General features: G+C 70.5%; 13 protein-coding genes and 1 pseudogene. 10 read left to right on the forward strand and 4 right to left on the reverse strand.

Going from position 1 to position 12439, the window contains the following annotated elements; translation table 11 throughout:
* Positions 1 to 63: 63 nt before the first annotated feature.
* Entirely contained in the window at positions 64 to 1059 is a 996-nt protein-coding gene (locus BBK82_RS31515) for a hypothetical protein (protein ID WP_065918239.1), read from the forward strand.
* A gap of 78 nt (positions 1060 to 1137) precedes the next feature.
* On the opposite strand, the gene BBK82_RS50745 is transcribed toward BBK82_RS31515, so the two are convergent.
* A complete protein-coding gene (locus tag BBK82_RS50745; RefSeq protein ID WP_154697609.1) occupies positions 1138 to 1284 on the reverse strand; it encodes a hypothetical protein in 147 nt (48 codons plus the stop codon).
* Between the two features lie 40 nt (positions 1285 to 1324).
* Here BBK82_RS50745 and BBK82_RS31525 point away from each other — a divergent pair.
* The 5 genes and pseudogenes from BBK82_RS31525 to BBK82_RS31540 form a co-directional block, all read left to right on the forward strand.
* Positions 1325 to 1669 (forward strand): annotated as a pseudogene (locus BBK82_RS31525) (SDR family oxidoreductase); the annotation flags it as partial.
* A gap of 64 nt (positions 1670 to 1733) precedes the next feature.
* Entirely contained in the window at positions 1734 to 2516 is a 783-nt protein-coding gene (locus tag BBK82_RS31530; RefSeq protein WP_065918241.1) for an MFS transporter, read from the forward strand.
* A gap of 37 nt (positions 2517 to 2553) precedes the next feature.
* Positions 2554 to 2955: a DAHP synthetase I family protein gene (locus BBK82_RS47935; RefSeq protein WP_071812712.1), complete on the forward strand. Its 402-nt coding sequence runs from the start codon at positions 2554 to 2556 to the stop codon at positions 2953 to 2955.
* Positions 2955 to 3113, forward strand: coding sequence for a hypothetical protein (locus BBK82_RS54635; protein WP_237047679.1), 159 nt, complete (start codon positions 2955 to 2957; stop codon positions 3111 to 3113). Before BBK82_RS47935 ends, BBK82_RS54635 begins: the two co-directional genes overlap by 1 nt.
* 127 nt (positions 3114 to 3240) lie before the next feature.
* Positions 3241 to 4161, forward strand: a complete 921-nt coding sequence (locus tag BBK82_RS31540) for an alpha/beta fold hydrolase (protein ID WP_083268285.1) — start codon at positions 3241 to 3243, stop codon at positions 4159 to 4161.
* 61 nt (positions 4162 to 4222) lie between these two features.
* Here BBK82_RS31540 and BBK82_RS31545 read toward each other — a convergent pair whose 3' ends face one another.
* Complete coding sequence (locus tag BBK82_RS31545; RefSeq protein ID WP_065918243.1) at positions 4223 to 4873, reverse strand: TetR/AcrR family transcriptional regulator C-terminal domain-containing protein; 651 nt, start codon at positions 4871 to 4873, stop codon at positions 4223 to 4225.
* Positions 4874 to 4938: 65 nt separating this feature from the next.
* Here BBK82_RS31545 and BBK82_RS31550 point away from each other — a divergent pair, with 65 nt between their 5' ends.
* From BBK82_RS31550 to BBK82_RS31560, 3 genes are all read left to right on the forward strand, one after another.
* Positions 4939 to 6066, forward strand: coding sequence for a hypothetical protein (locus tag BBK82_RS31550; RefSeq protein ID WP_083268286.1), 1128 nt, complete (start codon positions 4939 to 4941; stop codon positions 6064 to 6066).
* Between the two features lie 23 nt (positions 6067 to 6089).
* Positions 6090 to 7271: a DUF5624 domain-containing protein gene (locus BBK82_RS31555; RefSeq protein ID WP_065918244.1), complete on the forward strand. Its 1182-nt coding sequence runs from the start codon at positions 6090 to 6092 to the stop codon at positions 7269 to 7271.
* Between the two features lie 94 nt (positions 7272 to 7365).
* Positions 7366 to 8712 (forward strand): MFS transporter, encoded by a 1347-nt coding sequence (locus BBK82_RS31560; RefSeq protein ID WP_237047680.1) that lies wholly within the window; start codon positions 7366 to 7368, stop codon positions 8710 to 8712.
* Between the two features lie 104 nt (positions 8713 to 8816).
* Here BBK82_RS31560 and BBK82_RS31565 read toward each other — a convergent pair whose 3' ends face one another.
* Together BBK82_RS31565 and BBK82_RS31570 are read right to left on the reverse strand one after the other, a co-directional pair.
* Complete coding sequence (locus BBK82_RS31565; RefSeq protein WP_065918246.1) at positions 8817 to 9521, reverse strand: response regulator transcription factor; 705 nt, start codon at positions 9519 to 9521, stop codon at positions 8817 to 8819.
* Positions 9509 to 10666 (reverse strand): sensor histidine kinase, encoded by a 1158-nt coding sequence (locus BBK82_RS31570; RefSeq protein WP_065918247.1) that lies wholly within the window; start codon positions 10664 to 10666, stop codon positions 9509 to 9511. The genes BBK82_RS31565 and BBK82_RS31570 overlap by 13 nt, the downstream gene beginning before the upstream one ends.
* Before the next feature lie 161 nt (positions 10667 to 10827).
* Here BBK82_RS31570 and BBK82_RS31575 point away from each other — a divergent pair, with 161 nt between their 5' ends.
* Positions 10828 to 12384 (forward strand): alpha/beta hydrolase, encoded by a 1557-nt coding sequence (locus BBK82_RS31575; RefSeq protein WP_065918248.1) that lies wholly within the window; start codon positions 10828 to 10830, stop codon positions 12382 to 12384.
* Positions 12385 to 12439: the final 55 nt, after the last annotated feature.

Consider the following 12439-nt stretch of genomic DNA (forward strand, 5'->3'; position numbering starts at 1 on the left):
GGCAACTCCGGAAACTCCGGCAACTCGGGTTCCACGGGCGGCAACAGCGCCTATGGCATCTGTGTGCTGGCCGAGTGCCACACGAGCGTCAGTTCAGGCGACTCGGGTGACACCGGTGCCACGGGCTCGACCGGCGACGCCTCCAACCACAGCAGCACGGTTGGTGGGAACTCCGGTCCCGCCGGTGACGGTGGCGACGCGGTGGCCGTGAACAAGGGCCAGAAGTGGAGCCACCACACCAAGTCCGGTTCGACCGAGGCGACCGCGGGCAACGGCGGCAACTCGGGCGACGGCGGCAACGCCACGAGCTCGAACAAGGCCACGTCCGGGAACTCGGGTGACTCCGGCAAGTCGGGCAACACCGGCGGCAACAAGGCGTTCGTCCACACCGTCGGCGCCGAGCGGGGCCACGGCTGGTCTTGGGACAGCACGAAGTCCTGGACCAAGGTGACCTCGGGCGACTCCGGCACCACCGGTGCCACCGGCTCGACCGGTGACGCGTGGAACCACAGCGCCACCAAGGGCGGCAACTCCGGCCCGGCCGGTGACGGCGGCAACGCCTGGGCAGTGACCGAGCAGGGCAAGAAGTCCTGGAACCACGACAAGTGGAGCAAGCACAACGGCTCCACCAAGGCCATCGCGGGCAACGGCGGCAACTCGGGCGACGGCGGCAACGCCACGAGCTCGAACAAGGCCACGTCCGGGAACTCGGGTGACTCCGGGAACTCCGGCGCCACCGGTGGCAACACCGCGGTGGTCAAGACCGAGAACGAGAACCAGAAGTTGTCCGGCCACCACGGCGACAAGTGCCACGGCTGGAACCACCACGGCTGGAAGCACGGCGCTTGGAAGCACCACGGTTGGAAGCACGACTGGAACAACCACGGCACCAAGTCCTGGACCGAGGTCACCTCGGGCAACTCCGGTGACACCGGTGCGACGGGTTCGACCGGCGACGCCTCCAACCACAGCAGCACGGTCGGTGGGCACTCCGGTCCTGCGGGCGACGGCGGCGACGCCACGTCCTGGACGCACGGGAAGCACTCCGTGAAGGCGTGACCACGAGGTGATCACGGGGCGGGGCCGGCATCTGCCGGCCCCGCCCTTCTGTTGCGAGCTTCAGTCTCGCAGTCTCCTTTATGAGCTGTACCAACGTTTTCTGGTAGTTCTCGACATCAGCTCCAGGCGCCCCATGTCGTGGCGGAGCACACCGGCCCAGGTCGCGCCGGACGTGCCGGCGGCCGCGACCCTGCCCGCCTCGATCACCAGGTTGGCTGCGTGCACGGGGTGACCACCTGGTTGACTTCCCCGCGATGTTAGGTGAGGCTTGCCGCGCAAGGGAATGGCGGCATATGCGGCGTCGAAGGCCGCCGCCACGATGCTCACCCGGTGTCTAGGGTTGGAGCTCGGCGGCTACGGCATTCGGTGCAACGTCGTCTCGCCGGGCTCGACGGACACCGACATGCAGCGTCAACTGTGGACGGACGACGCCGCCGCGGACCGGGTGATCGCGGGTGACCTCGACGCGTTCCGCGTCGGAATTCCGTTGCGGCGCTTGGCAGATCCGGCTGACGTCGCCGACGCGGTGCTCTTCCTCGCCTCTGATCGCGCGCGGCACATCACGATGCAGAACCTCTTCGTCGACGGTGGCGCCACGCTCTGTGCGTGATCTTCGTGACGCTCCACCGATGCTCTAGTTCCGGCTGACTAAGGGTAGCGACCTGCGCGGCGCGTTGCTGCTGACACCGGGCCTGGCCGCGCTCGTCTACGGCCTCACCACCGGTGCCGGGGTAGTGGCCGTGCCGGTCGGAGTGGCCGCGTTGGTCCTGTTCGTCGTGCACGGCCTGCGGACCGCCCGCGTGCCCCTGCTCGACCCGCGCCTGTTCACCAGGCCGCCGTTCGGCCCTGCGGCGCTGGGGCTGGCGGTGCTCAGCGCCTCGGTCTTCGGCACCCTGTTCCTGCTCCCGCTCTTCCTGCAGGCCGACCTCACGGCGTTGCAGGCAGGCTTGCTGCTCGCGCCGCAGGGCGCGGGAGCGGTGCTCGGTTCGCTGCTGGTGACCAGGCTCGTCGACGCGGTCGCACCGCGCACGCTCGTGCTCATCGGCATCCTGCTCATCGCCGTCGGCACGGTCCCGCTGACCCAGCTCGACCACGGTCTGCCCGACCTGCTGATCGCGTTCGTGCTGTTCGCACGCGGTCCTGGTGCACCGCTGGTGAGCACTCCCATCATGACCCTGGTCTACCGCGGCATCGGGCCCGCCGGTCTGCCGCGCGCCGCGAGCGCGCTGAACCTGCTCAGCACCGTCGGCGGTGCGGTCGGCACCGCGGTGCTCGCCGTCGTGCTCGAACACCGGCTGCAAGCCCGTGGCACCGACGTGCCCGCCGCCTTCGCCGACGCCTTCTGGTGGGTGCTCGGCATGGTGCTCGTCGCGGCCGTCGCGGCCACCGGACTGCCCCGCGCCCGAGAGGAAACCCTCCGATGCCTCTTGACCTCATCCCCGCCCCCGCCGACCTGACCGCCACGCACCCGGTGTCGCACGACATCGCGAGACGGTGTCGGACGTGCTGTCCGGCCGCGACCCGCGCCTGCTGGTCGTCGTCGGACCGTGTTCCGTGCACGACACCGACGCCGCGCTCGAATACGCCGCGTTGCTCGCGCAGGAGGCCCGACGCCTGTCCGACGACCTGGTGCTCGTCCTGCGCGCCTACCTGGAGAAGCCGCGCACCGTCGCGGGGTGGACCGGCTTCCTCACCGACCCCACCCTCGACGGCAAGGGCGACATCGCGACGGCCTGCGCCGTGGCCGCCAGTTCCTCGTGGAGGCGGCGGCCACCGGCCTGCCGCTGGCCTACGAGTTCGTGGATCCGCTGCTGGCCCACCACGTGGCCGACACGATCTCGTGGGGCGCGCTGGCGGACCAGGTCGCGGCGGGTGGCAGCGGCATCGCCGGCGTGATGATCGAGTCCTACCTGGCCGACGGCAACCAGAAGACCCCGGAACGGCACGACCTGAGCCTCACCGACGCCTGCCTCGGCTGGCACCGCACCGCCCCGCTCCTGGAAACCCTGGCCCGCTCCCGTTCCGCGGCCGTCTCGGCCACCGTCCGGGCGTGAGCCAGTCGGTGGAAAAGGTCTTGCAGCCGATCCGGGAGGCTCCGGAGCTGCTCGAACCGGGGCCACCGCCGGATCCACGGCGAACGCCCGCGCTGCGGTTGTCCGGTTCGGTGTGCAGCATGGCTGTATGACCCAACACAGTTCGACACCACCGCAGGGAGCTTCGCCGCTGACCGCCGATGCGAACTCGACAGCTCATCGCTTCGTCGACGTCGACGGGATGCAGATCTTCTACCGCGAAGCAGGCCCGAGCGACGCACCTGTGCTGTTGCTCCCGCACGGCTACCCGTGCTCGTCGTTCCAGTACCGGCGGCTCATGCCGGCACTGGCGGACCGGTGGCGCCTGGTGGCTCCGGACTACCCCGGCTTCGGCCTGAGCGACACGCCGCCGGCCGATGCCTTCGGCTTCGACTTCGACGCCTATGCGGGCTTTCTCGAAGCCTTCTGCGACGAGCTGGGCCTTGACCGGTATGCCTTGTACCTGCACGACTACGGTTCGCAGATCGGCCTGCGGCTGGCCATCCGGCGTCCCGACCGCGTGGCCGCGATCATCATCCAGAACGGCGACATCTACGAAGACACGCTCGGACCCAAGTACCAGCCACTTCAGGAATACTGGCGCGATCCGTCGGACAGCAATCGGGCAGCGCTCGAAGAAGCGGTGAGCGAGGAGGGTTTTCGCTCCGAGTTCGTCGGCGAGGTGTCCGAGGAACAAGCCGCGCGGTTTCCACCTGAACTGTGGAAGCTCCACTGGCCGTTGATGAACACGCCGCAGCGGCGGGACCTGGTGCGCAAGCTGATGGAAGGCCTGAAGGACAACCTCGAATGGTTCCCGCGCTATCAGGAGTATCTGCGGGAACATCAGCCGCAGGCGCTCATCGTCTGGGGGCCGAACGACGGCTACATGCCCGAGGAATCCGCACGCGCCTACCTGCGCGACATCCCGAAGGCGGAGCTGGTGTTCACGGACGGCGGCCATTGGCTGCTCGAGACACACCTCGAGCAGGTGGTTCCAGTGATCCGCCGATTCCTGTCGACGATCTTTTAGCCGACAGCACGTGAGAAGCGAGGCGAGCGCTGCCCGCCGGGCCCGCAGGCGCTGGGTTCCCTCAGGCCGTACCGCTGGTTCGCCTGTCGTACCGGGCCGACACACCGTCCAGGACCATGGCGAGGTGGCGCTCGAACCGCTGGTCGCCGTCATCACGAAGGTGCCCGGCGGCTTTGACCAGCGGTGCGCGCTCGCCCAGCCAGGCGTCCCGTTCCGGCAGTGAGTACCGCGCGGGGTCGTCGTCGGCCGACTGGAGCCGTTCCTGCTCCTCGATCACGAAGCCGACGACGAACGCGACGACCAGGTCCAGGGCGTCGTCCGCCTCCGCGAGGGTCAGCCCCGCCTCCGTCCAGCGCTGGTACAGGGGTTCCTTCAGCAGCACCACCTCGGGGTCGGAGATCCGCGCGCCGCTGAAGATGCGGGCGCCGTCGCGGTGGCGCAGGTACTCGGCGCGGAGCACGCGGGCGTAGGCCGCGAGGCCGTCGCGCCAGTCCGTGGTGGCGGCCGGCGCCGCCTCCATGATCCGGCGCAGGACCGTGGTGCTCATCTCGTCGAGCAGCTCCTGCTTGTTGCGCACGTGCCAGTACAGGGCCGGTGCGCGGACGTCGAGACGTGCCGCGAGCGCGCGGACGGTGACGCCTTCCATGCCCTTTTCGTTGAGCAGCTCCAACGCGGCGGCCACGACCTTCTCCCGCGAGATCCCCTTCGGCATGGTTGACAACTTATCAAAGTTAAGCAACGCTGGCGGCATCCAATTAACTTAGTTAAGGAGCTGCCGTGCGGCATGCCGGCGCAAGCCACCCCAACGCGAAGGTCCTGGCGGTCCACCAGCGTCTGAAGACGTCCGGCGCTCGGAGCGCGCACGTCTTCCGCACCGGTCGCGGGCTGCACCTCGTCGTTCCCCAGCTGGCGGAGGACCTGCCCGACCGGCCCGCGGACATGAACGGCGGCAACGCCGACGTCGACGCGCTGCTGTACCGCTGGGAAGCGGAGCGGTTCGTCGAGGTGGACCGCCTGCCCTGCCCCAGCGGTGAGGACGCGCTGAGCTTCCGCAGCGGAGGCAGGACCTACCTGGCGTTCGCCAACCTCCGCACCGGGAAGGGGCCCTACGAGACCGACGTCGACTCGCTCATCTACCGCGAGGACGACGACGGGGAGTGGACCGTCGACGAGGCGCTGCCCACCTTCGGTGCCAAGCAGTGGCACCACTTCGCGGTGGGCGACCGCGAGTTCCTCGCGCTGGCCCAGGGTCTGACCATGCCCGGCCTCTCACCCAAAGGCCACGGACGCTCGGTCGTCTTCGAGCGCATCGACGGGCGGTGGCGGGAGTTCCAGGTGCTGGGTGGGCGCTGGGGCTACAACTGGGCCGACTTCCGCGTTGGCGCGCACCACTTCCTGGCCTACGCCGACCACGTCTCACCCAGTGTCGTGTACCGCTGGGACGGAACCTCCTTCGTCCCCTACCAGACGTTCGCCGAGAGGTTCGGGCGGAGCTTCCAGCACTTCACGCAGGACGGAGACGAGTGGCTCGCCTTCGCGTGCATCAACGGCGACTCGACGCTGCACCGCTGGAACGGTGAGCTCTTCGAGCTGCACCAGACGCTCGGCGGCCAGGGCGGCCGCGAGTTCGAGCTCTTCCGCCACGGCGATGGCCTGTACCTCGTCCGCGTCTGCTTCGTCCAGGGCAACCCGCCCACGCCCCGGACCGACCTGATGTCGCAGTTGTACAGGTGGGACAACGGGAAGTTCGACGTGGTCGAGGAGTTCCCCACCTGCGGGGGCACCGACGCGAGCTACTTCCAGGCCGACGGCAGGGACTTCCTGGTCGTCGCCAACAGCCTCACCCCGGACCTGCGCTTCCGCCAGGACACCGTCGTCTACGAGCTCTCGCTCGACAACGCCTGACCTGAACCTGCGAGGAGAACGCCATGCGATACCGACCCAACCCGCACTTCATGCGGTTGTTCGAGATGTTCACCTCCGCGCCGGGCAGCATCGGCCAGAACCTGCAGCGGCGGCTGGGCGAGGCCCACTCCGACTCCCCGTTGCTGCTGGCGACGGGCACCGACCTGGTGCTGTTCCCCGGCGGCGGACGCCCGCCCACGTCGGTCGACTTCAGGAAGGGCACCAGGGGGTTCTTCGAGATCACCGCGGTCTCGCACCTCGGCCTCACGATTCCCTACCTGGCGAGGTTGCGCGAGCTCGGCGACGTCAGCTGGGAGACCGCGGCCAAGGAGCTCGTCGCGCAATGCCGCGTCGTCCAGGACTTCAACAGCGTCTCGTACTGGCGTGACGAGGTCGCGGTCGCCGCGTGGCGGGGGCATGAGGAGAAGATCGCCGATCTCGTCGACTACACCTGTGCGACCACCGCGGACTACTTGGAACGCGCGATGGAGAACCCGGAGCTCCTGACGTTCGAGTATCTGCGCGCGAACCTGCTCGAAGGCGACGGACCGCACGCGGTACCCGTGCCGTTCAACGACATGATGGCGGCGACCTTCGCCCTCTCCGCACTGGACTCGGTGCACCGGAGCCTGAAGTGGCTCCACGAGCAGGCAATCGACTGGGCGCGGCTGATGGTGATCGTCGCCGGTGGTGCCGGACGCCCGAGCGCCGGCCTGACCTGGCAGACCAACAACGTGTGCCCGCTGCTCTACGAAGCGTCGGGCCACGAGCTGGACCCGGCCCGGCTGATCATCGCCCCGACCGCCCCGACCCTCGAACCCGAGCAGTTCGCCGACGCCGAGGTCTGCGCTCGGGCCGAGGCGCAGTACCGCAAGTTCTGGTACGGCTGCCTGTCGTCGGTCGAGATGAGCCGTCTCATGTGGCCGGACCACCCCGCCTTCGAGAAGAGGATCGACCAGGCGCCCGTGGTCGACCCCGCCACCGAGGTGGTCAACGCGATGCCGCGCGTCCGGTCGGTCCACGACAAACGGGCCATCGTGACCAGGCTCCGCTACGTCATGGAGGACCCGGCCGCACAGATCGCGACCGCCGGCCTGCAGTTCGTGCTCGACCAGTTGAGTGCCAACGGAAACCGGCCCGAGCTCGTCGAGATCCCCGGCTTCACCGGCACCACCTACCCGGCGGGTCGCGTTGACCTCCGCTGACGGGGCGTCCGGGGGCCGCGGTCCTGGCGTCCTCGATCCGCCCCCATCACCGCCGCACAGCCGGTGGAACCGCCGTCTCGCCGGGCAGATCGCCGTGTTGCTCCTGGCCAACGTGCTGGCGGACACCGTGGTCGTGACCCCCATGCTCGTGTTGCCCCAGATCCTCGACCACTACGACACCGACCAGGCGGCGTGGGTCAGCTCCAGTGCGATGCTGGCGGGGGCGATGCTGGCGCCGTTGTTCGGCAAGAGCGCCGACGTTCACGGCAAACGCCGGGTGCTGACGGCGGCACTGCTCGTCGCGGGAGGCGGTGGGCTCATCTGCCTGCTGGCCCCCGGCCTGTGGGTCTTCGTCCTGGGCCGGATGGTGCAGGGCGCCGCGGTGGCCGGGGTCTTCCTCACCGTCGCACTCGTCCAGGACCTCTGCACGCCGAAGGTCGCGATGACCGCGGTGGGCGCGGTGACCGCCGGCGCCGGCATCGTGAGCCTCGTCGTGAACGTGTCGGTGGAACAGTTGGTCGCCCAGCACGGGTTCCGCGTGGTGTTCCTGGCCTCGGCGGCGCTCGCGGTCGTGGCCGTGGTCCTCATCCGGTTCCTCGTCCCGGAACCGGCCACCAGGACGGCGGGACGCCTCGACGTCGCCGGCGCCGTGCTCTTCGGCGGCGGGGTGACCGCACTGCTCGCCTTCATCAGCTTCGGAGGCGACATCGGCTGGTTCAGCCCTGGTGCGCTCGCCCTGCTCGCCGGCGGTGCCGCCGCCCTGGCCGCGTGGGTCAGGGCGGCCGGGCGGGTGCCCGAGCCCGTGATCGACATCAGGAACCTCGACCGGGCACTGGTCTTCACCCTCCTCGTGACCGTGCTGGGCACCGGCGCGGTGCAGAGCATGGACCAGCTCCTCAGCGTCATCGCGCAGGTACCGGCGGAACGAGGTCTCGGGTACGGGTTCGACGCCACGGGATCGCTGAGCCTGCTGTTCGGCATCCCGGCCATCGGCATCATGGCCGGAGGACTGCTCTCCGGCTGGGTCGCCGCACGCCTCGACCCCTCGGTGGCCTTGGCCGGGGGAGTGGTGGCCGGAACCACCGGCGCGGTCGGGATGTTCGCCGGCGCTTCCTCGTTCTACGGCGCGATCTCCTTCGCGGTCCTGCTCAACCTGTGCCTCGGTGTGCTTCTGGTCTCCGGTTTCACCATGGCGGCGGTGCTCGCGCCGCCGGAGCGCCAGGCGGTTACCGCGAGCATGGTGTCGGTCATGAGCGCGACCGGCTCGGTCGTCATGAGCTTCGTGGGCGCGGCCGTGCTCTCCGCCACCGACGTGGTCGTGGTCGGGACCGTCGTGAACTCGGCGGTCGGCGTGTACGCCTACATCGGGATTTCGGCCGGTGCGCTGGCGATCGCCGTCGTCCTGGCCTGGGTTCTGGTCGCACAGCGGCGCCGGGGGTGACCGCTCTACGTCAGTCCCGGTGACGTAGAGGTCCGGTCCGGCACGCAACCCGTCGTCCGGGCACCCTTCACCGCGGTGCGGTCGGAAGGTCGGTCAGGGCCGGCTCACGCTTGCGGGTCGAGGTCGGCGTCGTGGACGAGCAGGGCGATCTGGACGCGGTTCTCGAGGTCCAGCTTGGTGAGGATGGCCGAGACGTGGGTTTTGATGGTGGCCAGGCCCAGGTGGTGGCGGGCGGCGATCTCGGCGTTGGAGCGCCCGGCGCCGACGTCGATGGCCACGGTGCGTTCGCGCGGGGCGAGGGTGTTCAGACGACGGCGTGCTGCTTCGGCGCGGGCGTCGCGGCCGAGTCCCGCGCCCGCGACGCGGTCGATGAGGCGGCGGGTGACCTCGGGCGAGAGCACCGGTCTGCCTTGTGCCGCCTGGCGGATGGCGGTGACGAGCTCCTCGGGCGGGGTGTCCTTCAGCAGGAAGCCGGCCGCGCCCGCGCGGAGGGCGCGCAGGACGTGGGCGTCGGAGTCGAAGGTGGTGAGCACGACGATCTGGGGCGCGTGGCCACGGGCGTGGAGGGTCTCGGTGGCGGTGATGCCGTCGGTGCCGGGCATGCGGATGTCCATCAGCACCACGTCGGGTGCGTGGCGGGCGGCCAGTTCGACCGCCTCGGCGCCGTCGCTCGCATCGGCGACCACCCGCACGTCGGTGGCGCCGCGCAGCATCATGGTCAGGCCGAAGCGCACGACCGGGTCGTCGTCGGCGATCAGCACCGTGATGGCCGGGGCGTCGCCCGGTGCTTCCTCGGTCACGCCGGCCACGGTAGCCGCACCGCCAGCCGCCAGCCGCCGGTGCGAGTCGGGCCGTGCCGGAGGTCGCCGCCGACGAGGGTGACCCGTTCGGCCAGGCCGCGCAGCCCCGCCCCGGAGCCGGGTGGTGCCGTCGCCGGGCGCACGCGTGGTGCCTCGTTGACGACCTCCGCGCTCAGGTGCGCACCGGGTTCGGCGGTGATCGTGACGACGACCGGCGCGGCCGGAGCGTGCTTGCGCGCGTTGGTCAGCGCCTCCTGCACGAACCGGTACAGGGTGCGCCCCAAGGCCGCCGGAACCGACGACGCGCCGGTGCACACGCCCGGCTCGTCGCGCAGCCGCACGACGGTGCCGGTGAGGGCGGTTTCCTCGACGAGTTCGGCGATGTCCGTGACGCCGGGAAGCGGCACGTCACCGTCCGGGGCGCGCAGCACCGAGATGACCCCGCGCAGGTCCTTGAGCGCGCGGTGGGCGTTCTCCCTGATCAGCTCCGCGGCCTGCTGGGTCTCCTCGGCCGTGGCGGCGCGGTGGAAGGCCAGGGCGCCCGCGTTGATGGCGAGCAGGGACAGCCGATGGCCGAGCACGTCGTGCATCTCCCTGGCCAGGGCCTCGCGGGCCTCGAGCCTGGCGTGCTCGGTGCGCAGCCGGGCCTCGACCTCGGCGGCGACGGCCCGTTCGCGCAGCGACGCGATGAGCTGGCGGCGACTGCGCAGCAGCAGACCCGACGCGACGACCGCGAAGTGCACCAACAGGATCCACGACACGAACATCCACGTCGACAGCATGGGTTCCGGCCGCAGCACCTGATAGACCGAGTGGGCGGCCACGCTGCCCACGGCGAGCAGCACGACCGCCCCTGTCGAGCGGCGGATGGCCACGGTGAACAGCAGGACCACCGCCGCGGGTGAGACGGTCTCGGAGAAGGTGGTCAGCACCACCAGGACGGTGGCCAGCACCGTCGGGCAGCGGCGTCGCCACCAGAGTGCGAGGCAGCCGAGTGCCCCGGCGGCGATGTCGGCGGTCAAGATCCAGTCCGGTGGCATCGGCCCGATCTCCCGCCGCAGAACCACCAGCGTGACCCCGGCCGAAACCGCGAACGCGAACAGCCCACCGTCGGCGACCCGGTCCCGGAGCCGGCTGTCCGCTGTGTCGTTCACGGTGCCGAGCCTAGACAGGCCACCGCCCCCGCCGCCTCCCACCGAAGACGGAGTCCCGGCTCCGACTTCGGTCAGGTGTCGCGAGCCCGGCGACGGATCCGCCCGAGCACCCGGCGGTCCTAGCGTCGATGCGGCAAATCACCACGAGGTAAGGAGTTCCTGTGTTCCGTACGCGCTCGAGGCTGTTCGTCGTGGGAGCCGCGTTGCTGGTCCTCGTGGGCGCCTGCACCACACCGTCCCCGCCCGTCCCGCCGCCTCCACCGGACCTGACCGAGTTCCACGACCAGCGGATCGCGTTCGAACCGTGCGGCCCCTTCGCGACGACGGCCACCGACGAGAAGCTGTTCGCCAACAAGCGCCTGGACTGCGCGCGAGTGCAGGTTCCCGTGGACTACGACAACCCCGGCGGCGCTCGCGGCCAGGTCGCCGTGCTGCGGATCCCGGCCAGTGGCAACAGGATCGGGTCGCTGTTCGTCAACCCCGGCGGTCCCGGCGGTTCGGGGATGAACTTCGTCGCCGCGATGGCCGCGTCGAAACCGCTGTGGACCGAGGGGACGCTCGGGCAGCGGTTCGACGTCATCGGGTTCGACCCCCGCGGTGTGGGCGCGTCGCTGCCCCACCTGGACTGCTTCACCGATGCCGAGGACGACGAGCGCGTCACGGGCCTCGACAGCGTGCTGGACCAGGACAGCGCCGCCGGCGAGGAGCAGGCCCGGGAGATCGTGCGGCGGTGCGCGGCGAGCGCGGGAGGGGAGGACGCGCTCACCAGCGTCGGCACCAGGGAGACCGCGCGGGACATGGACGTGCTGCGGGCCGTCCTCGGCGACGACGAGCTGACCTACCTCGGCTACAGCTACGGAACCGAGCTGGGTGGGGTCTACGCGGAGGCGTTCCCGGAGAAGGTGCGCGCGCTGGTCCTCGACGGTGCTATCTCCCCGGGCAAGACCCCGATCGAGATGACCATCGCGCAGGCCGCGGCAGGCCAGGAGAGCTTCACCCGGCTGGCCCAGGAATGCGCGAAGGCTCCGGACTGTCCACTGGGGACCGATCCGGCCCGCGCGACCGAGAGGTTCCAGGCGTTGACGCGGCCCCTGGCCGACAGGCCCGCGCCGACCACCGACGGCCGCGGCCTGAGCCACGCCGACGCCGTCATCGCCGCACTGGCCGGCATGCGCGCCGAGGCTCTGAGCCCCCGGTTCATCAAGGGGCTCACCGAACTGGCCGCGGGCCGGGGCGACATCCTGCTCTCGCTGCGCGACCAGATCACCGGCCGCGAACCGGACGGCCGCTACAACGGCACGCTCGACAGCTTCCTGGCGATCCGGTGCATGGACTGGCCCCGTCGCACGCCGGCCGAGCAGACCGACGTGCTCCGCCGGATCCGTGAGGCCGCACCCGTCGTGGACGACGGCACGCCGGTCGAGCAGAGCCACCACGTGTGCGCGGCGTGGCCGAAGCCGCCGTCCAGGACCGGCCCCTGGCTCTCCGGCGGCGCCGACCTGCCGCCGACGCTGACCGTGTCGACCACCGGGGACGTGGCCACTCCGCACCAGGCCGGGGTCGAGCTGGCCGAAGCACTCGGCGGCAGCCTGCTGACCGTCGAGGGTGATCAGCACGGCGTCTCCTTGGTCGGCGGCAACGCGTGCATCGACGACACCGTCCTCGCGTACCTGGTCGAGCTGAAGACACCACCCGAAGGCACCCGTTGCGTCCTGTGACCCGGGCGCCGGCCAACCGGGCGAGCGGAGTCGACCTCGCCCCGACGACCCGGAC

Source organism: Lentzea guizhouensis (assembly GCF_001701025.1).
In the GTDB taxonomy this organism is placed as follows: domain Bacteria; phylum Actinomycetota; class Actinomycetes; order Mycobacteriales; family Pseudonocardiaceae; genus Lentzea; species Lentzea guizhouensis.

Coding starts and splice junctions, on each gene's coding strand:
- BBK82_RS54635 (WP_237047679.1), top strand. CDS start 2,955: ATGATCGAGTCCTACCTGGCCGACGGCAACCAGAAGACCCCGGAACGG.
- BBK82_RS31540 (WP_083268285.1), top strand. CDS start 3,241: ATGACCCAACACAGTTCGACACCACCGCAGGGAGCTTCGCCGCTGACC.
- BBK82_RS31545 (WP_065918243.1), bottom strand. CDS start 4,873: ATGCCGAAGGGGATCTCGCGGGAGAAGGTCGTGGCCGCCGCGTTGGAG.
- BBK82_RS31555 (WP_065918244.1), top strand. CDS start 6,090: ATGCGATACCGACCCAACCCGCACTTCATGCGGTTGTTCGAGATGTTC.